Origin of the sequence: Thiorhodococcus mannitoliphagus (assembly GCF_010915725.1) — a bacterium.
In the GTDB taxonomy this organism is placed as follows: Bacteria; Pseudomonadota; Gammaproteobacteria; order Chromatiales; family Chromatiaceae; genus Thiorhodococcus; species Thiorhodococcus mannitoliphagus.
The window spans coordinates 46,757-67,636 of sequence record NZ_JAAIJR010000018.1; the positions used below are offsets into that span (position 1 = coordinate 46,757).

Consider the following 20,880-nt stretch of genomic DNA (forward strand, 5'->3'; position numbering starts at 1 on the left):
CTCATGGATGTCTTGGCGTAGCGTGCCGATCAGACGATCCAGGGTGCTGAAAGCCGGGGGCTCGACGTGCTCCTTCACTAGGGCTTCCACCGAGGCACTGATCAGATCGGCGGGGTCACTCATCGTCTGGGCCGCACGGTGGACCGTGACGATGACGATCTCGCGGCCGCCATGAGAGAACGGGCGGCTCCCAAAGCGCTGACGGATCGCGTTTCGATAGCGATGCACCGTTGCCGGCCGACTGGCCGGATCGACCAGACGGGTCTGTTCTACCAGGCCGAGTGTCTTGGCGATGTACAGCCGGATTTGATCCGGGACCTCCGAGATGGCCAGGAAGTACCCCAAGCGTTGTCGCGTCTTGAGTAGAACCGCGAGCGACAACCGCCCACGACCGCCACGGGCCTGTCGGCGAACAAAGGACACTTCGTCGTCACTGAGGGCGTAGTCGGCCGAAAGCTCCTTGTCGGTCAGCGGGGACCGCAGCCGTGGATAGGCGGTTCTTTCGATCGCGGCCATAGCGACGCTCGGACGTGTCCGAAAAAGGGGTTGCTCACGCGTGCAGGAAGTGCTTGATTGGCCAAGTCTCCTATGGCCGAATTCGGTCGACAGAAACGGTATACACTCTCGGACGTTCGATCCAGACAGAGATGCGCCAGAAGAACCGCGCCGCGCTCTACCTTCGGGACTCGACGGCGGATCAGAAACCGGATCTACAGTTCGACGGACTACGCGCCTACGCCGAACGCGCCGAGTTAGAGATCGTACGGGACTACTTGGATTTGGCGGCATCGGGTCGGCGCCAGGGGCGCCCTCGGCTCGACGCCCTGATGCGGGATGCGCGCAATCGAGCCTTCGATTGCGTTCTGGTGTGGAAATTCGACCGCTTCGCGCGCTCGACCAAGTATCTGCTCAGCGCATTGGAGGAATTTGACCACCTCGGTATCCGGTTCGTGAGCGTGCAGTACCAGATCGACACTACCTCGCCCATGGGCAAGGCGATGTTCACGCTCATCGGTGCCATGGCGGAGCTGGAGTTCTCTTTGATCAGCGAGCGCGTTTCGGCCGGGATGCATGCCGCCAAGGCGCGCGGCAAGCACCTGGGGCGACCGCGAACGTCAGCGAGGATCGTCACAGAGGTTGAGGAATTGGCGAGAACGACGAATCTGAGTGTGGGCGAGATCCAGCGACGCCTCGGCGGCAAGACCGGGCGCGGCGGCGTCGGAGCCATCGTCAAACGGGTCCGGCACGAACCGGCGCCGGACACCGCTAGAGGGCCTAGAGAGACCCAAGGGATCGCCCACGCGCCTCGAGAGACGCTCTGAAACACAGGTTACTCAGAACGATGAATGCGATCGAATTCCAGGCCGTCGCCCACGACGGTGTTCTCGACATTCCGCCGGAGCATCGCGGCGTCCTAGATGGCAAGAAGGTGCGCGTCGTCCTGGTCGATGCCGAGCCGCAGAACAGCGATGCCAACGAGACCATCTTTTCCCGGCTGCGAAAGGTGAAGATCCAAGGGCCAGCCGATCTCTCGACCAATCACGACGCCTAAGTCGTCGGTGAAAGGGATGCCTGAGTCTGTCTTCGTCGACACCGGCTACATCCTCGCCCTGGTCAACGAGAACGCTTTCGACCAACACTTCGTCCAAGCCGGGTTCCTCACACCACGAGCCTGAGCGGATCGTTCGGGACGAAGTGATAAAAATTTACACGTATCCCGAGCCTACCCCTTGACGGCCTGGGCATTGAAGCCTGTCTGCCGGACTGGACGGTAGCGCTTCACGGATCAAGTCAGCGCCATCGTCAACCGTCGGATCGAAAACCGCAGGCGCGGTCGACCTCGCAAGGACCTTCCCGAGGGCGACGCTGTCGAATCCGTCCGTCCCCTGGTCGTCCTTTCGGTCAACTGGTTATTCATCTTCTATGAACATCATTATTCTCGGTGCGGGCATGTCTGGTTTAAGTGCTGCGATTCGTGCTGCACGAAAGGGTCATGAGGTGACCGTTATTGAACGGCAAAAGACGCCTGGCGGAAAGCTTTGGCAACATAAAGAGGGTGGTTTTACCTTCGATATGGGGCCTTCCATGATGATCGAGACAGACATTATCAACGAGGTGCTGGATACGCCAATTCCTTTCGAGAAGGTTTCTCCAACTTGCACCTTGGTCTATGATGATGAAAAACCGATTGTCCTAGGTGACAATTACCTGGAGGTCTTGCAACAAGAAGCACCGCAAGATCTTGAGAGATTCTTAAAACTAAAAAAGCGGATGCAGCCTGTTATCAAGGCAGTGCGTCAATCGCTTTTTCAAAAACCCTTTGTAAAGCCGCTGGATTTTTTCCGCGTCTCCTTGCTGCGTATCGCGTTTACGATCAATCCAAACACCTCAGCAGGTGCGTTTGCGCAAAAGTATTTCGAGAGTCCGTTACTGCAAGGGCTGTTTTCTACATTTCCAAGTTATACAGAGCATCCCGTCAACAAGTCTCCGGCAGTTTCAATATTCGTGCCTTTTATTATGCTTGAAGGGATTTACTATCCGCGAGGGGGCATCTATAGGATTGCGACTGCTTATGAAGCGCATGCAAAGAAATTAGGGGTGACATTCAAGTATGATGAAACGGTCACTGCCATCTCACAGACTTCCGTGGTTACGGGGAAAGGCACCTATGCTGCCGATGCCATTATTAGCACCATTGACTATACGACAACGCAAGCACTCAGAGGAAGCGCTGAGCAAAAAACTGCGGCTCATGCCTACTTCGCCGTTGCCGTGGGTTTGAACCGAACTTTACCTGAATATTCTCATCATACCTTTCTCATACCAAAGTCGTACAATGAAGCGCACGCCTTGATCGATGAGGGAAAGCTCCCTGATGAAGTCCCTCTCTATTTGTGTATTGCATCGAAAACGGATCCTGAGTGTGCGCCGAAGGGTAAAGAAAACGTCTTCGTCGTGGCTGTGCTTCCTTCAACTCAAGAGATTGATTGGAAAGCAGAAAAGGAGCCTGTTGCAGATCGACTGTTGAAGCAAGCAGGCATTAGCCCAGAGATGGTTGAGGTTCGTCGTGTCCTTGCGCCTGATGAATTCGATTCAAAATTTATGAATCTAGGAGGGAGTGTCTTTGGTGCTTCTGGAGTTCACAATCCTTTTGTGGGTTTTCGGCAGCCAAACGCCGATGGGAAGCAAGAGAATCTCTTTTATGCGGGAGCAACAGTGCAGCCAGGAAGTGGCGTTCCTTTAGTGATTCGTTCAGGGAAATTTGCCGTGGATATGATGGAAAGGTATTTTGCCAAGCGTAAGGAACTGTCCATCAACAACTTCCCCCCTTTCGCAAAGGGGGGCTAGGGGGGATTTCGGGCGGCATCGCTCGCATCGGGAAACAATTGATGGACACTTTCTAAGCGTTGATGTGCTTGTCAAGGGCATCGCCTTACCCACCTTGTGTTACGCGATTCCTGTTCGGCATTGCGACCCCCTTGATGGGCGTCGATCATCGTCCGGTCTGTCGTCTTCTGTAGGGACAAGTCTGCCCCGATCGGAGTCGAGCCCAGGGGCGCAGCGCAGTCCGCCAGCGGCGCGGGATTCGGTGGACTTCGCGCTCGCTCGTCCACCCTACCGCTCCAATCGATGATCGAAGCCTCCTTGACGCAACTCCTGGGCGCCGAGGATCGCTGGGTTCACGGGGTCGGAAACCGGCGCTGTTGGTGCTTGAGCGGCCTAGCTGGTTGAGCTGATGGCTAAAGCTCTGATTCAAAGGGCGTTCCCTCATTCGAATGACGAAGAAGCGCAGCAATCCTGCGCCGATCCTTTGTAGTCGTCTTTGTCGAGGCCGTGCTTCTGCATCTTGTCGTAGAGGGTTTTTCGCGGTACGCCGAGCGTGGTCATGGTGTCTTTGATACTGCCTTTGTTGGAGGCGAGTGCTTGGACGATCAGGCTCTTCTCGAAGCACTCCACTTGTTCGGGCAGGGTTCGCGGCTGGCCGGATTGGCTGCCGTCGTGCAAGCCGTCTAGAGACCAGCCGCACTGCGCGCCGAGCAAGACGTAGCGCTCGGCGAGATTGCGCAGTTCGCGCACATTGCCGGGCCAGTCGTGGCTTAGCAGCTGGGTGATCTGGTCTTGATCGGGGAAGGGTGCGTCACGCTGAAAGCGGTCCTGCGCGACGAGGAGAAAGTGGTGGAAGAGCAGGGGAATGTCGTCGCGTCGATCGCGCAACGGGGGGATATGCAGGGTGAGGACATGGAGGCGGTAGTAGAGATCCTCGCGAAAGCTGCCGTTGGTGGCCGCCTCGCGCAGATCCACTTTGGTTGCGGCGACGACCCTGAAGTCGAGCGGGACGAGCTGATTGGACCCGAGCCGCTCGATAGCGCGCTCCTGGAGTACGCGCAGAAGCTGCACCTGCGCGGAGGCGGGCATGCTCTCGATCTCGTCGAGGAAGAGGGTGCCGCCATGGGCGTGCTCGAACTTGCCGATCCGGCGGGCCTTGGCGCCGGTGAAGGCACCGGCTTCGTGACCGAAGAGTTCGCTTTCGATCATGCTCTCGGGCACGGCCCCGCAGTTGACGGCGACGAAGTTGCGGTCGCGTCGACGGCTGTGCTCGTGCAGGGAGCGGGCGACCAACTCTTTGCCCGTGCCCGTCTCGCCCAGGATGAGGACGTCCGCGCCGGTGTCCGCGACTTGGGCGATGGTCGCGCGCAGCTGTCGCATCTCGGGGCTGTGACCGATGATGCGCGGGCCGAGCGCGGTGTTGGCCATGAGTTCGACGCGGAGGTTGCGGTTCTCCATCACCAAGGCCCGTTTGTCCAGCGCCCGCTGGACGGTGTCGATGAGCCGGTCTGACGGGTAGGGTTTTTCGATGAAGTCGTAGGCGCCGGCACGCATGGCGTTGACGGCGGTGCTGATGTCGCCGTGGCCGGTAATGAGGATGACGGGAAGTTCAGGGTCGACCGCATGCGCCTGCTTCAACAGTTCGAGGCCATCCATGCCGGGCAAGCGGATATCCGTAATCAGCACGCCGGGCCATTCCTTGGTCAGCAACGGCAGGACAGGTTCGGCGCGCTCGAAGACCTGCGCTTCCAGACCTGCTAGACCCAGTGTCTGCTGGTTGGCCGCGCGGATGTGCTGCTCGTCGTCGACGAAGATGACCTGGGGGCTGTTGCTCATGGGTGGATTTCCGCCGCTGGTAAACGAAGCTCGAAACAGGCACCGGTTGGGCGGGGGACGGCAGTGAGGGCTCCGCCCATCTCGGTTGCGATGCGCGCGGAGATTGCTAGACCCAGCCCGAGACCTTCGCCCGCGTCCTTGGTGGTGAAGAAGGGCTCGAAGATGCGGTCGAGATCCGCGCTCGGGATGCCGGGACCCGTGTCCTCGACGCAGGTCATGACGCTGTCGTCCAACTGGCGGGCTGACAGCTCGATCCAGCGCTGGGGACGTCCCGCAATGGCCTGGCAGGCGTTGCCCAAGAGGTTCACCAGGACCTGCTGGAGCAGGACATCATTGGCGCGGACCGTGAGGTTGGGTGGAACCTCGACCTTTAGCTGGCCGTCGCTCTTGGCGAGCAGGGGGGCCGCGATGCGCGCGGCGCCTTCGATGACGGGGGCGAGCGGCAGGTCGGTCAGCTCGCCAGAGGTCTTGCGGGCGAAGAGCTTGAACTGCGAGCCGATCTTGGCCATGCGGTCGGTGAGGGCGAGGATCTGCTCGAGGTTGTCAGCGACCTCCGGTGCACGCCCCTTGCGCAGCAAGAGCCGGCCGTTGTCGGCATAGGTGCGGATTGCGGCGAGTGGCTGATTCAGCTCGTGGTTGATGCCGGCCGACATCTGGCCGAGCGTCGCCAGCTTGGCCGATTGGACGAGCGCCTGCTGTGCCTCGCGCAGGGCCTGCTCTGCGCGCAGGCGCTCATCGATCTCGTCGCGCAGGCGCTGGTTGGTGCGCGTCAGCTCGGCCGTGCGGCTCGCGACGCGCTCCTCCAGCGCTGAGTTGATGCGCTCCAGGGATGCCCGGGCCCGCTCCGCGAGTGCGGTATGCGCGCGCCTCGCGCGTTGGTGCTGGAAGAGCAGGGCGGCGATGAGGGCCGACATGATGATCAAGGCCGCGGCGAGCATGGTCAGCCGGAGGCTTTCGCGCAGGGCCTCGCCTGTTCCTGTCAAAGCGTGTACCTGCCAGCCGGCCGAGGACATGCTTCTGGTCTGGAGCAGGTGACTTTGATGGCTGGGCCATGCCCTGTCGGCCCGCAGTCGAACCACTTGGCCGGCTGGCAGCTGCGCGCCCAGGCTCATGTCCAAGGGCTCCAGTTGCGCCTCCGGGTAGCGGTTGCTGCGCTCGATCCTGGCTCGGGTCTCCGCATCGATCGGAAACAGGGTGTGAAAGCGCTGCTCGGGCCGGGTCGAGATGAAGATGACGCCATCCGGGTCGGTGACCAGAAAGCTGCGGTCTGGCTTGGTCCAGCGCCGTTCGGTTGCGGCGATGTCGATCTTGACGACGACGGCGCCGAGGATCTCTTCCGCCTCTCTAACGGGATAGGCGAAGTAGTAGCCGCGCTGTTTGGACGTCGTGCCCAGGGCGAAGTAGCGCCCGAGCTGGCCTTCCATGGCATCGCGGAAATAGGGGCGGAAGCTGAAGTTGCGCCCCACGAAAGGGCGCTCCGCGTTCCAGTTGCTCGCCGCGATGGTCAGCCCGGTGGCGTCCATCAGGTAGGTGTCGCCCGCATCGCTGATGCGATTGATGGTCTCCAGGTAGCGGTTGAGCGCCTCGATGCTCTCCCGGCCGCCTGGGGCGCGTATGAAGTCGATGAGGCGAGGGTTGGTCGCCAAGAGTTCGGGCAGGGGCTCGTACTTGCCGAGCAGTCCCTGCAGGTGCGCGACGTAGAGGTCGAGATCCGTGCGGCCCTGCTCGGCCAGGTTTGCGACAGCATCTCGGTAGGCCCAGGCTGCCAAGCCCCAGAGACCGAGACAGAAGGTCGCAAGCAGCGTCGTCCAGAGGAGCGACTGCTTCAGGCGGCTGCCGGGCTCGGGTGCGACTTCGGGGATATCGCCGACCTCGGTCTGGCTGTCCTAGGCGGACATCCGCGCCTTGTAGCCCGAATCTCCCGTCCAATAGCCATCGCAGAGGCCGGAAGGTGCCCACTCGCGCAGCTTGGCGGTGCCGACGCTCGGCTCCAGATCGCCGCTGAGACAGTCCGCGAACACCTTGACGACGTCCGCCGTGTGCTGGGACTGCGGGCTGATGCGCAGCACGTCGACACCCATGGCGGTGACCTCGGCGAGTGCGGGCAGCAGGTTGTGGGTGTTGGCGGACTGCGTTTGGATGCCGTTGAGGTCGAGGAATTCGTTGCCGTCCTGGGTGGTGACGACCAAGCCGTCCGGATAATCGCCGCAGCAGAACTGGCAGTCGTCCTTGCCGAGGTTGCGGTTGTACGCCGTAAAGCAGCGTGCGGAGTAGGCCAGCGGCAGACGCCCATAGGCGAACAGCTCGCACTCGACACCCTGAGGACGTGACGCGAGCAGCTTGGTGGCGGTCTCACGGCCGAGTTCGACCGGGAGCACCCAACGCTTGAGTCCCTGCTTGGCGAGAAACGCCAGGGTGCGATGGTTGTACAGGTTGATCGAATGACCGGTAACGAAGGGCCGGCCCTCGAGGAAGTCCAGCGCGGCGAGGTCGTTGGCCTCGATCATGAACCGCTCGTCGGCGCAGATGCGTTTGAGTGTCTTCAGCTCACCGTCCGACTCGATCAGCGCGAGCGTCGAGATGACGGCCTCTTTGCCCGCGGCAACCGTGCGTTCGGCGATCTCCCAATAGTCCTCCGGGCGCAACTGGCGGCGCTTGGAGCAAATGGTCTCGCCGAGGTAGAGGATGTCAACGGGGGTTTCGAGCATCTCGGCGTAGAAGTCGAGGACCTGCTCGCGCGGCCAAAGGTAGGTGACGGGGCCAAGCGAGAGACGGGGGCGATGCGAGGTTGTGGTCAAGGGTGCCATGGGGTCGATCAAGGTTTCATCGAGGTAAGGATTGCAGCGCTGGAAGCTGGTGGCTGGAAGCTGATCGCTTGTCCTAGCGAGGCTTCGCCTCAGACCGGCGAGTCATGCCATCGGGATCGCTATCGGAATCGGGATCGCTATCGTCGGTTCGATACCGATACCGATACCGATACCGATACCGACAGCCTTTGGGTGGTCGGGCGCTTCATCGAAATTTGACTCATCTGCAAGCATTTTGCGCCCTCAAGGATTCTAGTGCCAGGTCCGCTCGTAGGGGCCGATGGTCGTCTGGGCGCCTTCGGAGACCTGCGCCAGGATTTGGTGCCAGCTGTCCTTGGGGCGGAACGCCTGCGGATTGCGCTGGCACATGTCGAGCGCTTCGCGCCAGACCTTGGTGACCTGGGAGACGTAGCGGGTGCTGCGCTGGCGGCCCTCGATCTTGATGGCGCTGACGCCGGCGGCGAGGATCTGCGGCAGGACGTCCAGCGTATTCAGGCTGGTCGGCTGCTCGATGGCGTGACGCAGCTCGCCGTCGACCTCGTAGCGGCCCTTGCACAGCGTCGGATAGCCGGCCGCCTCGGAGTGGGAGCGCCGCTCGATGAGGACGCCGCCGAGGCGGGTCTCCTGACCCTCGGGCGTGTCGCGCCATTCGACGTGCGCCGCCGGCGAGCAGGCACCGAAGGTGTTGGGCGACTGGCCGCTGGCGTAGGAGGAGAGCAGGCAGCGGCCCTCGACCATGACGCAGAGGCTGCCGAAGCCGAAGATCTCGACCGGGACCCTGGTCTCCTCGATGAGATGGGCGACCTGGGCGAGCGAGAGCACGCGCGGCACCACGACGCGCTTGATGCCGAAGTGCCGCTGCATGAAGCCGATGGCCGCCGGGTTGGTCGCGGAACCCTGCACCGAGAGATGCAGGTTGACGTTGGGGTGGCGCTCGGCGGCATAGTCGAGCACGCCCATGTCGGCCAGGATGATGGCGTCGACGCCGAATCCGGCGGCGCGGTCCACGGCGGCGGTCCAGCGCTCCCAGCCGTCCGGCTGGGCATAGGTATTGATGGCGACGAAGACCTTGACGCCGCGGTCATGGGCGTACTGTACGCCTTGGGCGATCTGCTTGTCGTTGAAGTTCAGGCCGGCGAAGTGACGGGCGTTGGTGTCATCGCGAAAGCCGATGTAGACGGCATTGGCGCCATTGTCGACGGCGGCCTTGAGCATCGGCAGATTGCCGGCGGGACAGACGAGCTCCATGGTATTTCGATCTCCTGCGGACTACGCAGTTTTGACGAGTTGGTGATGAGAGGCGGTGTCGGCCTTGTCACCCTGGCGGGTGTCGCGGCGATAGAGTTCGGCCTCGATGCCGTTGAGCACGGCCCACTTTTGGCTGCACCAATCGGGCGCGAGCAAGATGTCTTTCGAGGCTGTGCCCGTGAGCCTGTGATAGATCACGGCCGGGGGCGTGCGCTCGACTAAGTCGGCGCAGATTTGGATGTAATCCTCGAGGCTCATGGGCGCATAGTCGCCGCGGCGCCATTGGATGGCGAGCTGAGTATGGCGCACGATGTGCAGCGGGTGGAGCTTGAGTCCCTCGACGCCAAGTTCCAGGACGCGCTCGAGCGTGTTCAGCGCGGCGGCGTGGCCTTCGCCAGGCAATCCGATGATGAGGTGGGTGCAGACCTTGATGCCGCGGCGGTGCGCTGCGCTGACGGCCGCGCGGTATTCCGCGAAACCGTGCCCTCTGTTGACCCGTTCCAGGGTGGCGTCGCTCGCCGACTGCAGTCCAAGCTCGAGCCAAACCTCCTTACCCTTTGCACGATAGCCGGCGAGCAGATCCAGCACCGCCTCGGGGACGCAGTCCGGCCGGGTGCCGACCGAGAGACCCACCACGTCCGGATGGGTGAGGGCGCTATCGTAGCGCTCGCGCAGGACCTCGACCTCATCGTAGGTGTTGGTGTAGGTCTGGAAATAGGCCATGAAGCGCCGCGCGCCGGTGCGTTTTGCCAGCACCTCACGGCCGGCCTCCAGTTGCGGATCGATCTGCGGCGAGCGCTTGGCGTTGGGCCCGAAGGAGACGTTGTTGCAAAAGGTGCAGCCACCGTGTCCCTTGGAGCCGTCGCGGTTCGGGCAGGTGAAGCCCGCATTCAAGGCGAGCTTATGCACCCGCTGGCCGTAGCGCTTCAGCAGGTACTGACCGAAGGTGGTGACGCGATCACTGAGGATGCGATGTTGAGCGGGCGGGTAGGGCATCCGATCAAAGCTAACTGGGCTTTCTCTTCAAGTGTTTGATCTGAATCAAATAAAGGTCAATCGGCATTGCGGAAGATCCGTTCCCAAGGGACCTCCAGGTCCAGGCTCTTCAATCGCAAGGGAGCCTCCGGCGCAATGTCTTCCAACTCCCAGAGGCCGCACTCGCCCCGCCGATAGCATTCGACACGCTGCTTCTCGGGGTCGATCAGCACGAATTCCTTGAGAGATGCGATTTGCCGATAGAGCGCGAACTTGTCGCCAGGGTCGAAGGCCGAGGTCGAGGGCGACAGGACTTCGATGACGACTCTTGGAGCCGTCATGACATGATCGGCGCGATTGTCGGCCGGGTCGCAGGTGACGAGGACATCTGGGTAGAAGTAGGCCTCGTCCTCGAGCACGCGGAGTTTCATGTCCGCCGCATAGACATCGCAGGGCGAGCCTTCCAGACAGCGCATCAATTCGGCCGCAAGATTCAGCGTGATCCTGACGTGCTTCCGCGATGCCCCGACCATCGCGAAGATCTCGCCACGGACATACTCCGACTTCTCGGGCTGTTCCTGCTCCCAGGCGAGATAGTCGGCAGCCGTTATCGGAGACTGGATCTGTGGTAGGCCCACTTGCGTTCTCCGTCAGTTGAGTCGGTGTAGCCCCGAAAGATCAATGCGTTCAGGCCAATGTATCAGGCCAACATAGAGCGAAAGCTGTCGACCCGCAAGACTCAGGCAAACTAGAGCGCGCACTTTGCAGTACCATTTTGTGCAGTGCAAGAAATCATCCACGAGCAGACCCGCGCAGTAATGTCAGAACAGCAGCCCCGTATCCGCGAAATTCCCTACAACTACACGTCCTTTTCCGATCGCGAGATCGTGATTCGCTTCCTCGGCGAGTCCATGTGGAGCCTCATCGACGAGTTGCGCGGCAGCCGCCGCACCGGACGCTCCGCGCGGATGCTGTTCGAGGTGCTGGGCGACATGTGGGTCATCACCCGCAATCCCTATCTGCAGGACGACCTGCTCGAGAATCTGGATCGCCGCCGCATGTTGCTGCAGGCGCTCGATCATCGGCTCGATCAATTCGAGCAGCGCTTGAACGACAATCACCGGGCCGCCGAGCTGTTGGCCGCGGCCCGCGCCTCGGTGCAACGCTTCGGTGATTGGTTCGACAGCGAGCGCGCCCAGCGCGAGCGGCTGCGCAAGGCCCTGAGCGGTGTGACCCGCAAGGACAACCTGGACTTTGGCGGCCTCGCGCGCGTCTCGCACGCGACCGATGCGACCGACTGGCGCGTCGAGCTGCCCTTCGTCGTGATCTCCCCGGATGCCGAGGAGGAGGTTGCGCCCATCGTCAAGGCCTGTATCGACTCTGGCTTGACCTTGATCCCACGCGGCGGGGGCACGGGCTACACGGGTTCCGCCGTCCCCCTCCATCCCCTGACGGCGGTGATCAATACCGAGAAGCTAGAGACGCTCTCGGGGGTTGAGCCGATGGCCCTTCCTGGCGTGGAGGGACTGGTGCCGACCGCCCATTGCGGTGCTGGTGTGGTGACGCGGCGGGTGTCCGACCTCGCCGACGCCAATGGCTTGGCCTTCGCGGTGGACCCAACCTCCCAGGACGCCTCTTGCATCGGCGGCAACATCGCCATGAATGCCGGCGGCAAGAAGGCCGTCCTCTGGGGGACGGCCTTGGACAACCTGGCCTCCTGGCGCATGGTGACGCCGGACGCCGACTGGCTCGAGGTCGAGCGGCTCGATCACAACCTCGGCAAGATTCACGATCAGGAGCGCGTCCGCTTCCGCATCTCGCGCTACGCCCCAGACGGTAAGACGCCGCGCGGCGAGCCCGAGATCCTGGAGATGGCCGGCCAGTCCTTCCGCAAGGTCGGACTCGGCAAGGACGTCACCGATAAGTTCTTGTCGGGGCTGCCGGGTGTCCAGAAGGAGGGCTGCGACGGCATCATCACCTCGGCGCGCTTCGTCCTGCACCGCATGCCGGACCATGTCCGCACGCTCTGTCTCGAGTTCTTCGGCACCGACCTGGATCTGGCGGTCCCGGCCATTGTCGAGATCAAGGAGCATATCGAGTCCCAAAGCGGCGTGCAGATGGCGGGTTTGGAGCACCTGGACGAGCGCTACGTCCGCGCCGTCGACTACTCGACCAAGGCGCCGCGTCATGAGCTGCCGAAGATGGTCCTGATCGCCGACCTGGTCAGCGACGACGAGGCCGCTTTGGTTGGCGCGGCCGAGGAGGTCGTGCGGCTGGCCCAGGCGCGCGACGGCGAGGGCTTCATTGCCGTGAGTCCGGAGGCGCGCAAGCGCTTTTGGCTCGACCGCGCCCGGACCGCCGCCATTTCGCGTCACACCAACGCCTTCAAGATCAACGAAGACGTTGTCATTCCGCTCGACCGGCTATCCGACTACAGCCGTGGCATCGAGCGCATCAATATCGAGCTGTCCATCCGCAACAAGGACGCCATCATGGCGGCCGTGCTCGAGTATCTCGCCTCAGAGATGCCGGAGGCGCGGGTCGAGGGCGACTATGAGGGATCCGACGAGAGCCGTGCCATCCTCCATGCCAAGCGGGATGCCGCGCGCGACTCCATCAGTCGGGTGCGCGGGCGCTGGCAGGCCATTCTGGAGCGGCTCGACCAGCCCGCGGCGGACAATCTGGATCTCCTCGAGGAGGGTGAGAAGGCGAGCATCCGCGCGGGCGATACGCTGGCGTCGATGATGCTTCGGCGCGAACTCCGCCAGGCCCTCAAGGCCGAGGTCGCGGACCATCTCGACGAGATCTTCTCGGGGCAAGAATTCGCTCGGGTCCGCGAGCGCCTGCGTGAGCTTCATCAGGGCGTCAAGGACTCGCGTCTCTTCGTCGCCCTGCACATGCACGCGGGCGACGGCAACGTCCACACCAACATCCCGGTGCATTCCTCGGACTACGCCATGCTCCACGAGGCCGACCGGGTCGTGGCGCGCATCATGGCGCTGGCGACCGGGCTCGGGGGCGTCATCTCCGGCGAGCACGGCATCGGTTTGACCAAGCTGCAGTTCCTCGAGCGCGAGAAGCTGGAGGCCTTCGTCGCCTACAAGGAGAAGGTCGACCCCAAGGCGCTGTTCAATCGCGGCAAGCTGATGCCGGGCTCGGGGCTCGAGGGTGCCTATACCCCGTCACTGCGCTTGGTCGAGCAAGAGGCCATCATCCTCGAAGAGACCGAACTCGGTGCGCTCAATGACGACGTCAAGCACTGCCTGCGCTGCGGTAAGTGCAAGCCCAAGTGCATGACGCATGTGCCGCGCGCCAATCTCAGCTATTCGCCGCGCAACAAGATCCTTGGGACCGGCCTGATCATCGAGGCCTTTCTCTACGAGGAGCAGACGCGTCGTGGTCTCTCGCTGCGGCATTTCACCGAGATGAACGACGTCGCGGATCACTGCACCCTCTGCCATAAGTGCCTGGCGCCCTGTCCGGTGAACATCGACTTTGGCGAGGTGACGACGCGCATGCGGCGTATCCTGGTCGATCGCGGCAAGAGAAGCTTCAGTCCAGGCGCCTGGGCGGCCATGCAGTTCCTGAATGTCACGGATCCGCGTGCCATTCGAGTGGTGCGCAAGGGGCTTGCCGAGTGGGGCTTCGCGGCCATGAATGCGGCGCACCGCGCGGCCAAGCTCTTGCGGCTCACCCAGCAGCCGACCCAGAAGCCGGGGAGCACCACGGGTCGTCCCGCCAGCACGGGCCTGGCCGTCGCGCTGGTGAGTCGGCCGATTCGTGTCGATCTGCCAAAGCGCACCTTCCGTAACCTGCTCGCGCTGGAGGATCGCGCTCAGGTGCCCATCCTCAAGGATCCCAAGGTGGTCGCGGACGACGCCGAGGCGGTCTTCTACTTCCCGGGCTGCGGCTCGGAGCGCCTCTATTCGGACATTGGGCTCGCGACCCTTGCCATGCTGTGGGAGCAGGGCGCTCAGACGGTGCTGCCGCCCGGCTATCTCTGCTGCGGTTATCCGCAGAGTTCGGCGGGTCTGGAGCAGCGTGGGCGTCAGATCACCATGGAGAACCGCGTGCTCTTCCATAGGATCGCCAACACCCTGAACTACCTGGATATTCGCACCGTGCTGGTCTCCTGCGGCACCTGCATGGATCAGCTGCTCAAGTATGAGTTCGAGCGCATCTTTCCGGGCTGTCGGCTGCTCGACATCCACGAGTGGCTGATGGAGAAGGGCGTGAGCCTCCAAGGTGTCGAGGGCGTTCAGTACCTCTATCACGACCCTTGTCACACCCCCATGAAGCTCTATGCGCCGACCAAGGTGGCGACCAGCCTCATCGGTCAGACCGTGACCCTGTCGGATCGCTGCTGTGGCGAGGCCGGGACCCTGGGCGCGGCGCGCCCGGACATCGCTAACCAGGTCCGCTTTCGCAAGCAAGAAGAACTGACGGCGGGGATTCGGGACCTCACCGGCAAGGCTCAGGTAATGGACGCTGAGGTGAAGCTCTTGACCTCCTGCCCGGCCTGTCAGCAGGGGCTCGCTAAGTATCAGGATGACACCGGCCTCAAGACCGACTACATCGTGGTCGAGATGGTCAAGCGCATGCTGGGGGAGCATTGGCAGGAGCAGTTCATCGAGCGGGTCAGGGATGGCGGCATCGAGCGCGTGCTGCTTTGAGCCTCGAAGGCGTCAGCTGTTCCCGCTCGACAACGCGGTTCTGGAGGAGCGTCTTCCCGAGCCTGGCTGGGAAGCGCCCGCCTGCGGCGCGGCCTAGCGCTGAGTGCGGCCCGACGTGTGGAGCGCGCCGGGCCATCCTGCCCAAACTCTGCGGAGATCCATGCCATGAGCGACGCATTGAAGGCCGCCATCGCGCGCCGGCGCATGCTGCTGCGCGGACGCCTGTCCCGGCACCGGCACCTCTTGCGCGCTCGCCGAGCCATGTGGTCGTCGGCGATCGCCGAGGGCAGCGGTGACCGCTCCGATCGCGGGCAGGGGATGTCCGCGCGCGGTACCTCCCGGTATCACGTCCCTTGGCGTCTCTTCGTACTGAGCCGCCCGTGAGCCATCCCCGACACAGGCTTTTCACCCCGGCCGAGATTGCCGCCGTGACTGCCGGCCGCTGGCTCCGATCGTCGCCGCGCCTGGCCGAGCCGATCGCCGGCATCGGCATCGATAGCCGCACGCTGGCTCCTGGCGAGGCCTATGTCGCCATCGTTGGCGAGCGCTTCGATGGCCACGATTTCGTCTCCGCGGCCGCCGGGGCCGGCGCCGCGCTCGCCCTGGTCGAGCGTGCACCGGCGCAGGCGCCGGCGTCATTGCCGCTCCTGCAGGTCGGTTCCTGCGTGGCGGCCCTGCAGGCCCTGGCCGCGGCCTGGCGCGAGCGGCTGCACGCAGGAGGCTGTCGCGTCGTCGGCATCTGCGGCAGCAACGGCAAGACCACCACGCGGCATCTGATCCACCAACTGCTCCACGCTGGCGGGCTTGCCGGAAGCCAAAGCCCCAAGAGCTTCAACAACCATCTCGGCGTGCCGCTGACACTGCTCACGGCGCGGCCGGAGCACGCCTACCTGCTATGCGAGATCGGCACCAATCACCCCGGCGAGATCGCCGCCCTCGGCGCCATCGTGCGTCCGGACATCGCGGTGCTGACCAGCCTCGGCGAGGAACATTTGGAGTTCTTCGGGGACCTGCAGGGTGTCGCACGCGAGGAGGCGGCGCTGATCGAATGCGTTGCTCCCGGCGGCACCGCCCTCGTACCCGCCGAGGGGCGGCTGCCGGTGGCGCTGCCGCTGTCGGCCCCGTCGGCCGTGACGCTGCGCCGCTTCGACCTCGATCCGCTTGCGCAGGCACTGCCGCTGCCCGGGGAGCACAATCGGCTCAATGCCTCCGCCGCGGCCGCAGTCGCGCGACTGTTCGGTATCCATGACGTCTGCATCGCGGCCGCCATCCGCTCGGCCAGCCACGCGCCATTGCGCGGCGAGGTGCTGTTCGCCGACGACCCGGCACGGCCCACGGTGATCAACGATGCCTACAACGCCAACCCGAGTTCCATGCGCGCGGCGTTGGCCATGCTCGCCGCTCATCCCGGCCGACGCGTGGCGGTGCTGGCGGACATGCTGGAGTTGGGCGAGGGGGCCGCGCAGGCTCATCGCGAGATTGCGGACCTGGCCTGCGCCACGGCCGATCTCTGTCTGTTCGTCGGTCCGCTATTCGCCGAGGCCCTCGCGCAGCCCGGCGCAGGCATCGGCGGCGGCGCGGACCGCTTCGAAATCCATTCGGTCTGGTCCGATGCCGTCGCCGTGGCCATCTGCAGGCGCCTGCTTGCGGGCGACACGGTGCTCCTCAAGGGATCTCGAAGCATGGCGCTAGAGCGGCTGCTGCCAGTCTTGGAATGGGCTTCGAGATGACCGTCGCCCCGTTTCGACGAACAGCGCCGAGCGGGCTGATGCGATGCGTGCGGAGCGCGCCCGCTGGCTAGCAAGTGCCCCATATCGATGATTTGCAATGCCTTATATCTTAATCATCGATTTCCCTAGGGCGTTGCGAGTCCCCATCGTTTGGTGACGCAGGATACCAATCGCTTCGGCGCCCTTTGGCCCAGGATTGCAGGTGAGACGATGCGACAGCCAACAAACATCCTCTATTTCGCCGACGGTGTGTTCGGCCCCACCCGTGCGCTCGGACGTGCGATCGACCTGGCGCGCCGACACCGGGCCAAGCTCACGCTGATGGACGTGACCATCGAAACGGGCATCGGCGCGGAGCTGATCAAGCGCTACGGACTCGACGACGACATCCAGCAGAGCGAGCAGCGGTATACGGCGCTGTCGCAACTCGCCTCCGACTCGATCGCCGAGCTGCCGCCGCCGCGGCTGCGCGTGACGATTGGCCATCCGTTCATCGAGGTGATTCAGGCGGTGCTGCGCGATGGTCACGACCTCGTGATCAAACCGGCGCGGCAACTGCAGGGGGCTGGCAGGCTGTTCGGTAGTAACGATATGCACCTGCTGCGCAAGTGTCCCTGTCCCGTCTGGATCGACAGGGAGACCGAACGCGGCGAGCTGAGCCCCGACTCCGTGCGCCCTTCTGCGTGCCACCGCGTGGTCGCAGCCGTTGACCCGATCGAGCCCGGCACCGAGGCGCTCAATGCGCGCATCCTCGACACGGCTGCAGCCATCGCGGAGCAAGATGGCGCCGAGCTGCACCTGGTGCATGCGTGGCAGTCACCCTTCCCCTATGCGGGTCCGGCCGACACCGACCCGACGCCGGCGGGACCGTCGCTCGCCGAGGCCTTCGGGCACATCGAGCGCGTGCACCGTGACGCGATGGATGCACTGATCGCCACCGCCGGCGCGGTCGGTTGCAATGGTCACCTGGTCCGCGGAGCGCCGGCGGCGGCGATCATCGCCTGCGCCAATGCGCTCGATGCTGACTTGCTGGTAATGAGCACGCTGAGCCGTCTGCGGGAGCCGGGGCTGTTCATTGGTACGACTGCCGAGGACATCCTGCAGACGGCCATGCTGTCGGTCCTAGCGCTGAAACCCGAGGGCTTCATCTCGCCAGTCGGGCTCGGGTGATCCCTGGGTCGAGCCCAGGCTAACGACGGCCGTCGCGAGCAGCGATTGCGCCATCGACGCCAGAGGCGGCGCAGGCTCCAGGCGTTGCCGCTCATGCCCTAAGCCGATCCTTTGCGGCCTTGCACATTCGCCGTCTTGCGCATCACGACCCAGTGTCCCCGTCGGCAGCCGAAGCGTGAGAACCCCGTCCTTTAGCGTTTCAATCGCCTCCACCTCCGGGACACCGCCACGTGGGCAACGTGGGATGTGACCCGAGGGTTGGAAGCGGTGAATCTCACGGCTGGTGCGGCGTCGACTGCTTCAGTCGTCCGCAGTTTCTTTCGCCGTGTTGATCCCGAGCGGAATGTAGGCGAGGCAGGTGCCGAAGTAGGCCGTCGCCAGCAGAATGAGGCCGATGATGTCCAACCACCACAGACCAGTGACGATGCCGAGCAGGATCGCAGCACCGCCTGCGGCGAAACGGATGTTACGGTCTTGCTTGCCCACGTTGTTGACCAGTTCCATACAATCACCTCAATGTTTCTTGTCTCAGGATTGGGTTGAGCGACGCCGGTCGGCCGAGACGTCCCGAGCGTCTACATGGGGCTATCGCAGCCAATTTCCCGTCCTCAGTCGGCTTGCAGGTGCTTGGAATACCCATCGGGTTACAGATGTTTTTGGTCGCTCTGATGCACTCCGGCTAGGAGGCGGTGCGGCGCTATCTGTTCACAGTCTTCGGTTTCGGCTGCAAGCTCGGCGCGAGCCAGACCACAGGGCACGCAGCCGCGAGCATCAAGCGTCACAGCCTGCACCGAATCAACGCCCAGCACATCGACGCCGGCAAGCTGCAGGCCGCTGTCGCCGAACTCATCACCCATGAGTTCACGCAGGGGGCATGTAAAGGCGGGCAATGGCAGGTCGTTTTGTAGGCACAGCTTCAGACCCCATGATGCCCAATGACCTCGGTATCGCTTGATGCGTGACACTTTGCCAAAATCTGATCGCCGATGAACTCGTAAACAAGATGACACTGTCTCAAGATGCCCCTGTCTGACGACGACTATGCAATCGATGGCAACCTCTTCGCGGCGCTCCCGCAGCCGATCCAGGGCGAGGTCTTCGAAGACCTGCTGAGATGCGGCCGGGTCAAGATCGAGCGCATCGTCAGCAGCGACCAGCCGGAGCCGACCCTCTACGAACAGGTGCAGGACGAGTGGGTCTGCCTGCTGCAGGGGCGTGCGACGCTCGAGATCGCGGGCGAGGAGGTCGCGCTCGGCGCCGGTGACTTCCGCTTCATTCCGGCGCACACCCCGCACCGAGTGCTCGGCACCAGCCGCGAACCGCGCTGCCTTTGGCTGGCCATCCATCTCTTCAGTGATCCTGAAGCGGCTTGAGCCTTGCTGACAGGGGCTTCAGATGCCGGCGATGGCGAGGAGGACGAGTAAGATGATCGCCGCGATGCCGACCCCGTTGAAGATGCGGTCGACGCGCCGATGATTGCGGCGCCGGTGCTCAGTCGCTTGCGCGAGTCCGGGGTCGGCGGCGATCGCCGGGTCCAGGTAAAGCTGCTCGTGGCGCAGGTCGATGGCGTCGATGGCCGCGATCGCCGTGGCTGGATCGGTGCGGTAAAGGCCGGCCTCGGCGTCTAGCGTCCGACCGCGCAGGGCGGTGTGGGCATGCATCCGCGCGACGAAGAGGTTGCCAAAGCGCGCCGCGAAGTGGACTTTGGTGTCAGCGTCTTGGCTGCTGGAGGGCGACTCTGGATCCGCTAGATGCTCGGTCGCGTGAATGCAGGTGATGCCGGGGCGATCGGCGCGTGTCTCAACGATGAGATATCCCTTGGGCATCTTGAGCAGTACCTCGAAATACGAAGCCGGCTATGAGCCAGCGGCCTGTCGATATGCCACTCCGGCAACCAGGTTGGGCGAGGCTAGGTGCTCGCCCAGCTACTCGTTTTCGCGACAGTCTTGCCTGTCTTACATTTTGCGCCCGGGCGAACTGGTCGGCATCAGCTCTGCCGTCTGACGGTGTTTGGCAGGTGGGTGCGGACCATCTCAGCGAAGGCTTCCAGTGTTTGCCGGCGCGGGAAGCTGCGGCGGAAGACGAGTGAGATGCGCCTGAATGCCTCGGGAAGCTCCAGGGGGCGGGCGATGATGCCGCTGTCCGTCATCCAACCGCCACGGATGGCGAGTGCGGGGATGAGCGTGCAACCGAAGCCGGCGCCGACCAGCTGCAAAAGGGTTTCCAGGCTGGATGCGCGCAAGTCGGCCATCTCCCCTCGGGAGGGGCGCTCGGCCATGCGGCAGACCTCCATCACCTGATGTGTCAAACAGTGACCATCCGCGAGCAAGAGCATTTCGAGATCCTCGAGGTCCTTTGCCGTGATCTCATCCTTCTCATAGAGCGGATGATTGACCGGATGGGCTAGCCAGAAAGGTTCATCGAAGAGAGGGAAGGTCTCGAAATCGCTGTCTTCGGGCGGGGTTGCCAAGAGGGCGGCGTCGATTTCGTGTCTTGCAAGGCGCCCGAGCAGCGAGTCGGTGATCTCTTCAGAGAGGACCAATCTGAGCTTGGGGTAGGTCCTCTTGAGCGGCACCAAGACGAGTGGCATCAGGTAGGGGCTGAGTGTGGGAATCGCCCCGATGCGCAAGGGACCCGCAAGCGGATCCTGGTGGGCGCGTGCGACCTGCTCGATGGCCTCGGCTTGCTCCAAGGCGAGCCGGGCGTGGGACAGAATGACATCGCCCACCGGCGTGATCTCGACCGAGCGATTGGTGCGCTCGAAGATGACCACGTCCAGCTCGTCCTCGAGCTTCTTGATCTGACCGCTCAAGGTCGGCTGGCTGACGAAACAACGCTCCGCGGCGCGGCCAAAATGCCGCGTCTCAGCGACGGCGAGGATATATTTGAGGTCCCGGAGATTCACGCGGGCATGATAGCGGAAATTTCCATTTGGGTTGCCCAGGAAATTGACCCCGCGATGCGTCTTGCTGTGACGCAATTACACTTGGCGCCACGGCCGCACCCAAACACAATCCCTGCCAACTGCCAACTGCCAACTGCCAACTGCCAACGGCCAAGTGCCATCTGCCCACTACAAAATGACAGCTGAAAGCAGCAGATTAGAACGGACAA

19 protein-coding genes and 1 pseudogene are annotated in these 20,880 nt (G+C 63.3%); 9 read left to right on the top strand and 11 right to left on the bottom strand.

Annotated features, from left to right (window positions below; genetic code table 11):
* Positions 1-36: 36 nt before the first annotated feature.
* Positions 37-516, bottom strand: a pseudogene (locus G3480_RS29440) (DUF4158 domain-containing protein); the annotation flags it as partial.
* 131 nt (positions 517-647) lie between these two features.
* On the opposite strand from G3480_RS29440, the gene G3480_RS06320 reads away from it, so the two are divergent.
* The 3 genes from G3480_RS06320 (at position 648) to G3480_RS06330 (ending at position 3,348) form a co-directional block, all read left to right on the top strand.
* Positions 648-1,322 (top strand): recombinase family protein, encoded by a 675-nt coding sequence (locus G3480_RS06320; RefSeq protein ID WP_164652831.1) that lies wholly within the window; start codon positions 648-650, stop codon positions 1,320-1,322.
* 20 nt (positions 1,323-1,342) lie between these two features.
* A complete protein-coding gene (locus tag G3480_RS06325; protein WP_164652833.1) occupies positions 1,343-1,552 on the top strand; it encodes a hypothetical protein in 210 nt (69 codons plus the stop codon).
* Positions 1,553-1,923: 371 nt separating this feature from the next.
* Complete coding sequence (locus tag G3480_RS06330; RefSeq protein WP_164652834.1) at positions 1,924-3,348, top strand: phytoene desaturase family protein; 1,425 nt, start codon at positions 1,924-1,926, stop codon at positions 3,346-3,348.
* A gap of 420 nt (positions 3,349-3,768) precedes the next feature.
* Here the strand turns inward: G3480_RS06330 and G3480_RS06335 are convergent, their stop codons facing one another.
* The 7 genes from G3480_RS06335 to G3480_RS06360 all read right to left on the bottom strand — a co-directional run bounded on the left by G3480_RS06335 (position 3,769) and on the right by G3480_RS06360 (position 10,831).
* Positions 3,769-5,163 (bottom strand): sigma-54-dependent transcriptional regulator, encoded by a 1,395-nt coding sequence (locus G3480_RS06335; protein ID WP_164652836.1) that lies wholly within the window; start codon positions 5,161-5,163, stop codon positions 3,769-3,771.
* Positions 5,160-6,932 (bottom strand): sensor histidine kinase, encoded by a 1,773-nt coding sequence (locus G3480_RS06340; RefSeq protein WP_240905628.1) that lies wholly within the window; start codon positions 6,930-6,932, stop codon positions 5,160-5,162. Before G3480_RS06340 ends, G3480_RS06335 begins: the two co-directional genes overlap by 4 nt.
* A gap of 117 nt (positions 6,933-7,049) precedes the next feature.
* Complete coding sequence (ubiV, locus tag G3480_RS06345; RefSeq protein ID WP_164652838.1) at positions 7,050-7,970, bottom strand: ubiquinone anaerobic biosynthesis protein UbiV; 921 nt, start codon at positions 7,968-7,970, stop codon at positions 7,050-7,052.
* A gap of 102 nt (positions 7,971-8,072) precedes the next feature.
* On the bottom strand, positions 8,073-8,204 hold the full coding sequence (locus G3480_RS28915) for a hypothetical protein (RefSeq protein ID WP_276611681.1): 132 nt from the start codon (positions 8,202-8,204) through the stop codon (positions 8,073-8,075).
* Positions 8,205-8,222: 18 nt separating this feature from the next.
* The gene (gene ubiU, locus G3480_RS06350; RefSeq protein ID WP_164652840.1) at positions 8,223-9,218 is read right to left on the bottom strand and encodes a ubiquinone anaerobic biosynthesis protein UbiU; all 996 of its coding nucleotides are present in this window, start codon (positions 9,216-9,218) and stop codon (positions 8,223-8,225) included.
* 21 nt (positions 9,219-9,239) lie between these two features.
* On the bottom strand, positions 9,240-10,214 hold the full coding sequence (gene mnmL, locus G3480_RS06355) for a tRNA modification radical SAM protein MnmL/YtqA (RefSeq protein WP_164652842.1): 975 nt from the start codon (positions 10,212-10,214) through the stop codon (positions 9,240-9,242).
* 56 nt (positions 10,215-10,270) lie between these two features.
* Positions 10,271-10,831: a Uma2 family endonuclease gene (locus G3480_RS06360; protein WP_164652843.1), complete on the bottom strand. Its 561-nt coding sequence runs from the start codon at positions 10,829-10,831 to the stop codon at positions 10,271-10,273.
* Between the two features lie 180 nt (positions 10,832-11,011).
* Here G3480_RS06360 and G3480_RS06365 point away from each other — a divergent pair, with 180 nt between their 5' ends.
* The 4 genes from G3480_RS06365 (at position 11,012) to G3480_RS06380 (ending at position 17,766) form a co-directional block, all read left to right on the top strand.
* Positions 11,012-14,866 (top strand): DUF3683 domain-containing protein, encoded by a 3,855-nt coding sequence (locus G3480_RS06365; RefSeq protein WP_164652845.1) that lies wholly within the window; start codon positions 11,012-11,014, stop codon positions 14,864-14,866.
* A gap of 165 nt (positions 14,867-15,031) precedes the next feature.
* Positions 15,032-15,250 (top strand): hypothetical protein, encoded by a 219-nt coding sequence (locus tag G3480_RS06370; protein WP_164652847.1) that lies wholly within the window; start codon positions 15,032-15,034, stop codon positions 15,248-15,250.
* The gene (locus G3480_RS06375; protein ID WP_164652849.1) at positions 15,247-16,596 is read left to right on the top strand and encodes a Mur ligase family protein; all 1,350 of its coding nucleotides are present in this window, start codon (positions 15,247-15,249) and stop codon (positions 16,594-16,596) included. The genes G3480_RS06370 and G3480_RS06375 overlap by 4 nt, the downstream gene beginning before the upstream one ends.
* Positions 16,597-16,806: 210 nt before the next feature.
* Positions 16,807-17,766, top strand: a complete 960-nt coding sequence (locus G3480_RS06380; RefSeq protein WP_164652851.1) for a universal stress protein — start codon at positions 16,807-16,809, stop codon at positions 17,764-17,766.
* A gap of 300 nt (positions 17,767-18,066) precedes the next feature.
* Here the strand turns inward: G3480_RS06380 and G3480_RS06385 are convergent, their stop codons facing one another.
* Positions 18,067-18,270, bottom strand: a complete 204-nt coding sequence (locus G3480_RS06385) for a YgaP family membrane protein (protein ID WP_164652853.1) — start codon at positions 18,268-18,270, stop codon at positions 18,067-18,069.
* 185 nt (positions 18,271-18,455) lie between these two features.
* Between G3480_RS06385 and G3480_RS06390 the strand changes: the two genes are divergently transcribed.
* Together G3480_RS06390 and G3480_RS06395 are read left to right on the top strand one after the other, a co-directional pair.
* Positions 18,456-18,674: a Tn3 family transposase gene (locus G3480_RS06390; protein ID WP_164652855.1), complete on the top strand. Its 219-nt coding sequence runs from the start codon at positions 18,456-18,458 to the stop codon at positions 18,672-18,674.
* Positions 18,675-18,785: 111 nt separating this feature from the next.
* Positions 18,786-19,139 carry a cupin domain-containing protein gene (locus G3480_RS06395; protein ID WP_164652856.1) on the top strand — a complete coding sequence of 118 codons (354 nt, stop codon included), beginning with the start codon at positions 18,786-18,788 and terminating at the stop codon, positions 19,137-19,139.
* A gap of 18 nt (positions 19,140-19,157) precedes the next feature.
* Here G3480_RS06395 and G3480_RS06400 read toward each other — a convergent pair whose 3' ends face one another.
* Positions 19,158-19,592 carry a hypothetical protein gene (locus tag G3480_RS06400; protein ID WP_164652858.1) on the bottom strand — a complete coding sequence of 145 codons (435 nt, stop codon included), beginning with the start codon at positions 19,590-19,592 and terminating at the stop codon, positions 19,158-19,160.
* Between the two features lie 161 nt (positions 19,593-19,753).
* Complete coding sequence (locus G3480_RS06405; RefSeq protein WP_164652860.1) at positions 19,754-20,671, bottom strand: LysR substrate-binding domain-containing protein; 918 nt, start codon at positions 20,669-20,671, stop codon at positions 19,754-19,756.
* Positions 20,672-20,880: the final 209 nt, after the last annotated feature.